This window comes from Xylophilus sp. ASV27, from assembly GCF_016428875.1.
Classification (GTDB): Bacteria; Pseudomonadota; Gammaproteobacteria; order Burkholderiales; family Burkholderiaceae_C; genus Xylophilus.
In genome coordinates, this window is sequence record NZ_JAELTO010000151.1 from 1 (window position 1) to 7840 (window position 7840).

Here is a 7840-nt window from a genome sequence, read left to right on the forward strand (position 1 = left end):
CGACTGGCAGCAACGGCTTGATCTTTTTGTACAACGCCGCGCTAACTTCCTTGTTTCTTTTCTTTCCCATGCACCGTCAACGCGCATCCCGCGCTTGGCGATGACAGGCTTTTGTTAGCCGCTCTAAATACCTGGGCTACAGCCACTTTTTCTCAAGATCCGAAGATCCCGGCCATCGCGCGATACGCCCAGCAACCGGCCGGCGCAAAAGGCCGCGGAGCAGGCCAAGCGCAGACATTCGCGGAACCGGCTGCGCCGGGCCGCAGGAGAGGTCTTGCAGACCGCGCCGGGCCAGTGGCCCGGCCCTTCGCCAGGAGAAGGCGAAGACGCGAAGCGCGCAGCCTGGGGGTGAGCCCATTACATCAAAGGCGCGCCGGTCTTCTCCTGCAGCGCATCGCGCGTGACGCCGGGCGCCAGTTCGACCACCTTCAGGCCCTCGGGCGTCACGTCCAGCACCGCCAGGTCGGTGATGATGCGGTCGACCACGCCCACGCCGGTCAGCGGCAGGGTGCAGTGCTTGAGGATCTTCAGATCCTCGGTGCCGTCCTTCCTGCGGGCCACGTGCTCCATCAGCACGATCACGCGCTTGACGCCGGCCACCAGGTCCATGGCGCCGCCCATGCCCTTGACCATCTTGCCGGGGATCATCCAGTTGGCCAGGTCGCCCTTCTCGCTGACCTGCATTGCGCCGAGGATGCTCAGGTTGATCTTGCCGCCGCGGATCATGGCGAAGCTGTCGTGGCTGCCGAAGATGGACGAGCCGGGGATGGTGGTGACCGTCTGCTTGCCGGCGTTGATCAGGTCGGCGTCCACCGTTTCCTCGGTCGGGAAAGGGCCGATGCCGAGCATGCCGTTCTCCGACTGCAGCCAGACTTCCTTGTCCGCGGGCACGTGGTTGGCCACCAGGGTCGGGATGCCGATGCCCAGGTTGACGTAGAAGCCGTCTTCCAGTTCCTGGGCGGCGCGCGCCGCCATCTGGTCTTGGGTCCAGGGCATGTCAGGCTCCTTCTTTCTTGTCGGCGGGAACGATGGGCAGCGGCGCGCCGCTGCCGGCGGCGGCCTGGGCGATCACGGTCTGGGCCTCGACCTTGGCGGCGGCGACGTCCACCCGGGTGGCGGCCGAGAGGGTGCGCTTCTCGATGCGCTTCTCGGGCGCCGCGTTGAGCACGATGCGGTGCACGTAGATGCCCGGCAGGTGGATGTCGTCGGGCGCGATCTCGCCGACCTCGACGATGCGCTCGACCTCGACGATGCAGACCTTGCCGGCCATGGCGGCGGCCGGGTTGAAGTTGCGCGCGGTCAGCCGGAAGCGCAGGTTGCCGGACTTGTCGGCCACGTCGGCCTTGACCAGCGCCACGTCGGGCACCAGCGCGCGCTCCATGACGTAGGTTTCGCCGTCGAACTCGCGCAGTTCCTTGCCTTCGGCCACGATGGTGCCCACGCCTGTCTTGGTGAAGAAGGCCGGAATGCCCGCGCCGCCGGCGCGCAGCTTCTCGGCCAGCGTGCCCTGGGGCGTGAATTCCAGCTCCAGTTCGCCCGCCAGGTACTGGCGCTCGAACTCCTTGTTCTCGCCGACGTAGCTGGAGATCATCTTCCTGATCTGCCGCGTCTCCAGCAGTTTGCCCAGGCCGAAACCGTCGACGCCCGCGTTGTTGGAGATGACCGTCAGGTCTTTCTTGCCCGAATCGCGCAGCGCATCGATCAGGGCTTCGGGAATGCCGCAGAGGCCAAAGCCCCCGACAGCGAGCAATTGGCCGTCCTGCACCACGCCTTGCAGCGCGTCACGGGCCGAGGGATACAGCTTGTTCACGACAAGAGCCTCCAAGGGGGAAAAATCGGAAGTTCTGACGATACTACCTATTGCCATACGTAGAAGCGCCTAAGCAGAATCCCGAACGCCGCCTTCCCCACTTCCGCCCTCCTGCACGTCCTCTTTTCTCATGGATATCGACTACCGGCTGGCCTTCGAGCTGGCGCCCGTGGGCCTGGCGCTGTCGCGGGACCGGACCATCGTGGACTGCAACCAGCAGCTCTGCGATACCTTCGGCGCCACGCGGGGACAGCTCGTCGGCCAGTCCTTCCGCCTGCTCTACCCCAGCGCCGACGAGTACGAGCGCGCCGGCGAGCGCATCGCCCCGGTCATGAACGCCGCCGGCCGCTATGCCGACGACCGCGTGATGCGGCGGGTGGACGGCCGGCACAAGGGCGAGGCGTTCTGGTGCCACGTCACCGGCCGCGCCTTCGACCGTGCCCAGCCGCATGGCGCGGGCATCTGGAGCTTCGAGGACCTGAGCGCGCGGCGCACGGTGCGCGCCGAACTCACCCCGCGCGAGCGCGAGGTGGCGGCCTACCTGAGCTCGGGCGGCCGCACTTCCAAGGAAATCGGCCGCGCGCTGGGCATCAGCCACCGCACGGTGGAAATCTACCGGGCACGGCTGATGCGCAAGTACGGGGCCAGCAGTGCGGCGGATTTGCTGCAGCGGCTGATGGCGGGTGGATGAAACCACCCCCAGGCTGCGCGCTTCGCGTCTTCGCCTTCCCCCTGCGAGGGGGCACATCCTGCGGCCCGGCGAAGCCGGTTCCGCGGATGTCCGCGCGTGGCCTGCTCCGAGGTCTTTCGTTCCTTTGGGTTTTATTCGCTGCGGGTGTTGCGAAGCGCGGTGCTGGAATGGGACACCCCCAGGCTGCGCGCTTCGCGTCTTCGCCTTCCCCCTGCGAGGGGGCACATCCTGCGGCCCGGCGAAGCCGGTTCCGCGGATGTCCGCGCATGGCCTGCTCCGCGGCCTTTCGTTCCTTTGGGTTTTATTCGTTGCGGGTGTTGCGAAGCGCGGTGCTGGAATGGGACCACCCACAGGCTGCGCGCTTCGCGTCTTCGCCTTCCCCCTCAAGGAGGCACATCCAGCGGCCTGGCAAAGCCAGTTCCGCGGATGTCCTGGCATGGCCTGCTCCGCGGCCTCTTGTGCCTTTCTGTTTCATGCGCTGCGGGTGACGCGTGAGCACCATGGCTGACTGACATTGCGCGGCGCCCGCGGGCTCGCACGGCGCCGCAGCCCGGGGCGGCGTTGCGTTGTGCCACAGCGTGACAGCGCAGGTGCTGCGTAACGGCGCACATCGCAGGCGCTGCACCGCCACGCCAAGCCCCGCGCCGCACTGGCACATGACTTGCCCTTGTCCAGGGACGGCATGCCGCGTGTGGCACCGCCGCCCACTCCCCTTGCACTACAGGAGACGACCTCATGGACATGGCAGAAATCCGCCACCTCGGCCTGGACAATCCCTACAAGCAGGAATACGGCAACTACATCGGCGGCCGCTGGGCGCCGCCGGCGGACGGGCAGTATTTCGACAATGTCACGCCGATCACCGGCAAGCCCTTCACCCGCATCCCGCGCTCCAACGCCAAGGACATCGACGCCGCCCTGGATGCGGCCCACGCCGCCAGGGCCGCCTGGGGCAAGACCTCGGCCACCGAGCGCGCCAACCTGCTGCTGAAGATCGCCGACCGCATGGAGGCCAACCTCAAGCTGCTGGCCGTGGCCGAGACCATCGACAACGGCAAGCCGCTGCGCGAGACCATGGCCGCCGACCTGCCGCTGGCGATCGACCACTTCCGCTACTTCGCCGGCTGCGTCCGCGCGCAGGAAGGCGGCATCAGCGAGATCGACCACGAGACCATGGCCTACCACTTCCACGAGCCGCTGGGCGTGGTGGGGCAGATCATTCCGTGGAACTTCCCGATCCTGATGGCGGTATGGAAGCTCGCGCCCGCGCTGGCGGCGGGCAACTGCGTGGTGCTCAAGCCGGCCGAACAGACGCCGGCCTCGATCCTGGTGCTGATGGAACTGGTGGGCGACCTGCTGCCGCCGGGCGTGCTCAACGTGGTCAACGGCTTCGGTCTCGAGGCCGGCAAGCCGCTGGCGTCGAGCAGGCGCATCGCCAAGATCGCCTTCACCGGCGAGACCACCACCGGCCGGCTGATCATGCAGTACGCGAGCCAGAACATCATCCCGGTGACCCTGGAGCTGGGCGGCAAGAGCCCCAACATCTTCTTCGAGGACGTGATGGCCGCCGACGACGCGTTCTTCGACAAGGCGCTCGAGGGCTTTGCCATGTTCGCGCTGAACCAGGGCGAGGTCTGCACCTGCCCCAGCCGCGCGCTGGTCCAGGAATCGATCTACGAGAAATTCATGGAGCGCGCCCTCAAGCGCGTGGCCGCCATCAGGCAGGGCCATCCGCTGGACCAGGGCACCATGATCGGCGCGCAGGCCTCGCAGGAGCAGTTGGAGAAGATCCTGTCCTACCTGGACCTGGGCAGGCAGGAAGGCGCGCAATGCCTGATCGGCGGCGCGCGCAACCTGCTGGGCGGCGAGCTGTCGGGCGGCTACTACGTCCAGCCCACGGTGTTCAAGGGTCACAACAAGATGCGCATCTTCCAGGAGGAGATCTTCGGGCCGGTGGTGTCCGTCGCCACCTTCAAGACGGAAGAGGAAGCCCTGGAGATCGCCAATGACACGCTCTACGGGCTGGGCGCCGGCGTCTGGAGCCGCGACGGCAACCGCGCCTTCCGCATGGGCCGCGGCATCCAGGCCGGCCGCGTCTGGACCAACTGCTACCACGCCTATCCGGCGCATGCCGCCTTCGGCGGCTACAAGCAGTCGGGCATCGGCCGCGAGAACCACAAGATGATGCTGGGCCACTACCAGCAGACCAAGAACCTGCTGGTGAGCTACAGCCCGAACAAGCTCGGGTTCTTCTAGCCCAGGCTCTGGCAACCCATGGGCACCGCCACCACCGCGCCGACCCGCGTGTCGGCCACGCCGGCCGCCGAGGCGCTGATCGCACGGCTGCGTGAAAAGCACGGGCCGCTGATGTTCCACCAGTCGGGCGGCTGCTGCGACGGCAGCGCGCCCATGTGTTTCGCGCTGGGCGAGTTCATCGTCGGCGACTCCGACGTGGAGCTGGGCGAGATCGGCGGCGCGCCGTTCTACATGAGCCGCGCGCAGTTCGAGTACTGGCAGCACACGCACCTGATCATCGACGCCGTTCCGGGCAACGGCGGTATGTTCTCGCTGGAGCGCCCCACCGGCCTGCGCTTTCTGACCCGCTCGCGGCTGATCGGGGACGACGAGCGGGCGGCGCCGCCGGCACTCGAGCCGCAGTGACGCGAGCCGCCCGGCCTCAGCGCCGCTGCAGGTGCCGGTAGATGGTGTTGCGCGACACGCCCAGTGCGCGCGCGGCGGCCGACACATTGCCGCCGTGCGCGGCCAGCGCCTGCTGCACCGCGTCGCTCGCCCGCTCGCGCAGGCCCGCGGGCGGCGCGGCGGCGCCGTCGGGAGCGGCGGCGTCCAGCGCCTCCAGGAAGTCCTCGGGCAGGTGGCTGCGGCGTATCAGCGCCTCGCCATCGGCCAGCAGCAGGGCCGTGCGCAGGACGCCGGCCATCTGCCGCAGGTTGCCCGGCCAGCGGCAGCGCAGCAGCAGGCGGCGCACCTCCGCGTCCAATGCCGGCACCGCGCCCCCTTCGGCCGCGGCCAGCAGCAGGCGCTGCATGATCACCTCCAGGTCCGTGCGCTCGCGCAGGGGCGGCAGGCGCACGGCCAGGCCGTTGAGGCGGTAGTACAGGTCCTCGCGGAAGCGGCCCGCGGCCATCATCTCGCGCAGGTTGCAGTGCGTGGCGCAGACCACCGCCACGTCCACCGGCACCGGCTGGCTGCCGCCCAGCGGCGTCACCAGGCGCTCCTGCAGCACGCGCAACAGCCGCGCCTGCATGGGCAGCGGCATGTCGCCGATTTCGTCGAGGAACAGCGTGCCGCCATGCGCCTGCTGCACCAGGCCGGCGCGCCCCTTGCGGCGCGCGCCGGTGAAGGCGCCGTCCTCGTGGCCGAACAGCTCGGACTCGATCAGGGTTTCCGGAATCGCCGCGCAGTTCACCGCCACGAAAGGCGCGGCGCGCCGCGGCGAGTCGTGGTGGATGGCGCGCGCCAGCAGTTCCTTGCCCGTGCCCGTCTCCCCCAGGATCAGCACCGGCACGTCGCGCCCCAGCACCTTGCCCACGCGATCGAGCACGCGCGCCACCTGCGGGTCGCCGGTGGCGAGGTAGCGCAGGCCGGACAGGGCCACCGGGGCGGGCTTGTGCTGCGTCACCGCGCCACGGCGCGGCGGGGCCTCCACCGTCACCTGCAGCGGCGGCGCCTGCATTTCGACCCGGGCCATCACCTTCACGCCATGCGAGAGGTACAACGGCAGGACCTGTCCCGGCTGGCCGAGGGCGGCATCGCGCAGGGCCTGCGGCGCCACCCCGAACAGCGCGCCGCAGCTCTGCTCCTGCAGCGCCCGCAGCGACAGCGCGCCGAACTGGAAGCGCGCGCTGCGATTGGCCGAGAGCAGGCGCCCATCCGGGGCAAACGCGGCGATGCCTTCCATCAGCGTGCCCAGGAAGCCGGGCTGGGCATGGAAATGCACCCGCAGCGCATGCGCGAAGCGGGTGCCGAAGAAGTGGTTCTCCACCATCTGCGCCGACATGCGCACCAGCGCCAGCGTGTGCGGGTGGCAGTCGCGGTGGTCGCTGCTGACATCCAGCGCCCCGACCACCTGCCCCATCGGATCCAGGATCGGGGCGCAGGTGCAGCTCAGGAAGTGGTTGGCGCGCAGGTAATGCTGCTCGGCATGGACCTGGGTGGCGGCGCCCTCGACCAGGGCGGTGCCGATGGCGTTGGTGCCGCGGTAGCGCTCCGACCAGAGTCCGCCCGGGCGCAGCGCCACGCGTTGCGCCCGGGCCAGGAAGTCGTCGTCGCCCAGCGCGTGGAGGATGGCGCCCTCGCTGTCGGTCAGCAGCACCATGCTGCGGGTGCCCGCAATCTGGCTGTGGAGGGTTTCCATGACCGGACGCGCGTGCGCGAACAGGTCGCGGTTGCTCTCCAGCAGGTCCGCCAGTGCGGAACTCGGCAGCGGCGTCGCGTCGGGCGCGTCCTGCTGGCGCAAGCCGAAGGCCTGCGAGCGCTGGTGCGACAGCGCGATCACGTCCTGGCCCGCGGTGGGGATGGGCGAAAAATCGGCAGGCATGTCTCCTCCTGAAAGCCTGCTCAGGGCTTTGCGGCTTCCATCCTGCCGCCGGCCGCCACCTGGCCGCGCCATTCACGCAGCTTGGCCTTGAGCCGGCGCTCGTTCACCGGCCCCATGCGCACCAGCAGCTTCTGCCCGGACGAGAGCGACTGCAGCGCCGGATCGGCATATTCGTAGCGCACCCAGGGCCGCAGCGAGGCCACCTCGCCCCGGACCTCGGTCAACTGCACCGCGATCGGCCCGGCGGGCTCCGGCGTCTGCAGCAGGTGGTCGATCACCACGACCAGGCGGTCGTTGAAATAGCGCCCCGGGTAGCCCAGTTCCTCGTAGGCCTGCTGGAACAGCGGGTAGAGGCGGCGGTACAGCGCGACCGAGCGGGCCGTGTCCACCGACTCCACGAACTGCACGAAGGGCGTGTAGCGCGCGGAGTTGTCGAGCGCGATGTACTGGGTGCCGCCCGGCTGTCCGCTCACGCTGAAGCGCTGCGGCGCCGGCTGCACCGGCCACAGGCGCGAGGGCGCGTGCTCGCGCGGCAGGTTGTCGACCGTGGCCACCACGCGGCGCACGAAGCCGTCCATCTGCAGCCAGGACAGCACCGCCGGGCGGCCCAACAGGCCCTCCAGCGCGGTGCCCACGGCGGCATCGGAGTCGGCCAGCGCGGGCAGTCGGGCGGCGGGCTCCGGCGCGGCGGGCTCCACCGGGAACCTGTCTCTTATACACATCTAAAAGGGGGGGGGGGGGGGGGGGGGGGGGGGGGGGGGGGGGGGGGGGGGGGGGGGGG

7 protein-coding genes and 1 pseudogene are annotated in these 7840 nt (G+C 69.4%); 4 read left to right on the forward strand and 4 right to left on the reverse strand.

The window, feature by feature from the left end; all coding sequences use genetic code 11:
* Positions 1–357: 357 nt before the first annotated feature.
* The gene (locus tag JHD63_RS20790; RefSeq protein ID WP_198972710.1) at positions 358–996 is read right to left on the reverse strand and encodes a CoA transferase subunit B; all 639 of its coding nucleotides are present in this window, start codon (positions 994–996) and stop codon (positions 358–360) included.
* A 1-nt stretch (position 997) separates the two neighbouring features.
* Positions 998–1810 carry a CoA transferase subunit A gene (locus JHD63_RS20795; protein WP_198972711.1) on the reverse strand — a complete coding sequence of 271 codons (813 nt, stop codon included), beginning with the start codon at positions 1808–1810 and terminating at the stop codon, positions 998–1000.
* 130 nt (positions 1811–1940) lie between these two features.
* Between JHD63_RS20795 and JHD63_RS20800 the strand changes: the two genes are divergently transcribed.
* The 3 genes from JHD63_RS20800 (at position 1941) to JHD63_RS20810 (ending at position 5162) form a co-directional block, all read left to right on the forward strand.
* Positions 1941–2501 (forward strand): PAS and helix-turn-helix domain-containing protein, encoded by a 561-nt coding sequence (locus tag JHD63_RS20800; RefSeq protein WP_198972712.1) that lies wholly within the window; start codon positions 1941–1943, stop codon positions 2499–2501.
* Positions 2502–3236: 735 nt separating this feature from the next.
* On the forward strand, positions 3237–4757 hold the full coding sequence (adh, locus tag JHD63_RS20805) for an aldehyde dehydrogenase (RefSeq protein WP_198972713.1): 1521 nt from the start codon (positions 3237–3239) through the stop codon (positions 4755–4757).
* A gap of 18 nt (positions 4758–4775) precedes the next feature.
* Positions 4776–5162 (forward strand): DUF779 domain-containing protein, encoded by a 387-nt coding sequence (locus tag JHD63_RS20810; protein ID WP_198972714.1) that lies wholly within the window; start codon positions 4776–4778, stop codon positions 5160–5162.
* Positions 5163–5178: 16 nt separating this feature from the next.
* Here the strand turns inward: JHD63_RS20810 and JHD63_RS20815 are convergent, their stop codons facing one another.
* Together JHD63_RS20815 and JHD63_RS20820 are read right to left on the reverse strand one after the other, a co-directional pair.
* Positions 5179–7059, reverse strand: a complete 1881-nt coding sequence (locus JHD63_RS20815) for a sigma-54-dependent Fis family transcriptional regulator (RefSeq protein ID WP_198972715.1) — start codon at positions 7057–7059, stop codon at positions 5179–5181.
* Between the two features lie 20 nt (positions 7060–7079).
* Positions 7080–7613: a DUF3014 domain-containing protein gene (locus JHD63_RS20820; protein ID WP_370590602.1), complete on the reverse strand. Its 534-nt coding sequence runs from the start codon at positions 7611–7613 to the stop codon at positions 7080–7082.
* Between JHD63_RS20820 and JHD63_RS25075 the strand changes: the two are divergent.
* Positions 7581–7840, forward strand: a pseudogene (locus JHD63_RS25075) (hypothetical protein); the annotation flags it as partial. The gene JHD63_RS20820 and the pseudogene JHD63_RS25075 overlap by 33 nt on opposite strands.

Coding starts and splice junctions, on each gene's coding strand:
- JHD63_RS20815 (WP_198972715.1), bottom strand. CDS start 7,059: ATGCCTGCCGATTTTTCGCCCATCCCCACCGCGGGCCAGGACGTGATC.
- adh (WP_198972713.1), top strand. CDS start 3,237: ATGGACATGGCAGAAATCCGCCACCTCGGCCTGGACAATCCCTACAAG.
- JHD63_RS20800 (WP_198972712.1), top strand. CDS start 1,941: ATGGATATCGACTACCGGCTGGCCTTCGAGCTGGCGCCCGTGGGCCTG.
- JHD63_RS20810 (WP_198972714.1), top strand. CDS start 4,776: ATGGGCACCGCCACCACCGCGCCGACCCGCGTGTCGGCCACGCCGGCC.
- JHD63_RS20790 (WP_198972710.1), bottom strand. CDS start 996: ATGCCCTGGACCCAAGACCAGATGGCGGCGCGCGCCGCCCAGGAACTG.